The sequence below is a fragment of the Roseateles sp. P5_B10 genome (genome assembly GCF_056400485.1).
The window spans coordinates 1-1,390 of sequence record NZ_JBFULE010001106.1 but is presented as its reverse complement, the minus strand read 5'-3'; the positions used below and the strand labels follow the sequence as shown (position 1 = coordinate 1,390).

Below are 1,390 nucleotides of genomic sequence, written 5' to 3'. Positions count from 1 at the left end.
GGTTTTTACTGAAGCCCAACCGGCCAGGTCCTCCGGGCACAGAGATGCCACAGACCAGAGCAATCGGCCGGGAAATTATCACCGTCGCCCCACCCAGACCGCTTCGCATCGAGGCAGCCTGAGGCGGGTTGCGGCACAAGGAGTCGAATGACGACACGTCAAGACCTGTTCAGCCTGGCTCGCCACACGCGGGATTCGGCGTCGCTGTTCGTCAAGGACATCGGCAACGGCCTGCTCGTGGTCAGCCACAACACACTGGCCCTGCTGGGGCTGGCCGTGGTGTCGGTGCTGCTGGTGTTCACGAGCCAGGCCGGCCTGCGTGAGAAAGTGGAATCCGCCACCCTCGGCTGGCTGAATGCGCGCCATGAAGCGCGTGCCGAGGCCGAGGGCAACACCCTGATGGCGTCGGCCGAGCCCGATGCCATTGCCCGCGCCACCGCCACCGACCCCCGCGAGCTGAGCCGCCAGCAGGCCGCCGTCGCCCATTGGCTGGCGCGCCGGTACAGCGTGGCGCCGGAACCCATCAGCCGCCTCGTGCAGGAAGCCTGGGCCGTGGGCCAGCGCGCCAAGGTCGAGCCAACGTTGATCCTGGCCATCATGGCCATCGAGTCGCGCTTCAACCCTTTTGCGCAGAGTGCCGTTGGCGCCCAGGGCCTGATGCAGGTCATGACCCGCGTTCACGACGACAAGTACGAAGCCTTCGGCGGCACGTTGGCGGCCTTCGATCCGGTCACCAATCTGCGCGTGGGCGTGCAGGTGCTGAAGGAATGCATCCAGCGCGCCGGCGGCCTGGAAGAGGGCCTGCGCTATTACGTCGGCGCGGCCAATCTGGCCGAGGACACAGGCTATGCGGGCCGCGTGCTGGCCGAGCACGACCTGCTGAAGGCGGTCGCGGCCGGCCGCACGGTGCCGACCATGACGACCGTCCGGCCGCTGGTGCGCGAAGCGGCGTCTGCCCCCTCGACCGGCGACTCCGCCCAGGTGGCCCTGCTGCGCTGAGGCGCGGCTGACATACACTGAGCATTCACGCGACTGGCGATCAGGGTCACTAGCTGACCTGAGGTGGGCCACCACCGGGGAGCGTGAGGCGGCTGTCCTCTGTCGACATGACAACCGCTATCAGCCGTTCGCCTGGGCAGCCTTGGGACATCACGCCTGCCGTGACCGCCGGGGATTCACCGCCTGACCTTCGGAAACACCAGCATGTTTGACCGCAACACCTCCACCCTCGCCTTGGTCGACCCCGAACTCTGGACCGCCGTCCAGAACGAGAACCGCCGCCAGGAAGACCACATCGAGCTGATCGCCAGCGAGAACTACACCTCGCCGGCCGTCATGCAGGCCCAGGGTAGCCAGCTGACCAACAAGTATGCCGAGGGCTACCCCGGCA

General features: G+C 67.2%; 1 protein-coding gene, 1 pseudogene and 1 riboswitch. The gene and the pseudogene both read left to right on the top strand.

Annotated elements, in window-relative coordinates:
* Positions 1 to 147 precede the first annotated feature (147 nt).
* On the top strand, positions 148 to 999 hold the full coding sequence (locus AC1DU6_RS31230; protein ID WP_056202343.1) for a lytic transglycosylase domain-containing protein: 852 nt from the start codon (positions 148 to 150) through the stop codon (positions 997 to 999).
* Positions 1,000 to 1,018: 19 nt separating this feature from the next.
* Positions 1,019 to 1,144: riboswitch (ZMP/ZTP riboswitch) on the top strand.
* Between the two features lie 59 nt (positions 1,145 to 1,203).
* Positions 1,204 to 1,390, top strand: a pseudogene (gene glyA / locus AC1DU6_RS31225) (serine hydroxymethyltransferase); the annotation flags it as partial.

What these genes read in the sequence shown, in the direction of transcription:
- AC1DU6_RS31230 (WP_056202343.1), top strand. Translation starts at nt 148, where the DNA reads ATGACGACACGTCAAGACCTGTTCAGCCTGGCTCGCCACACGCGGGAT.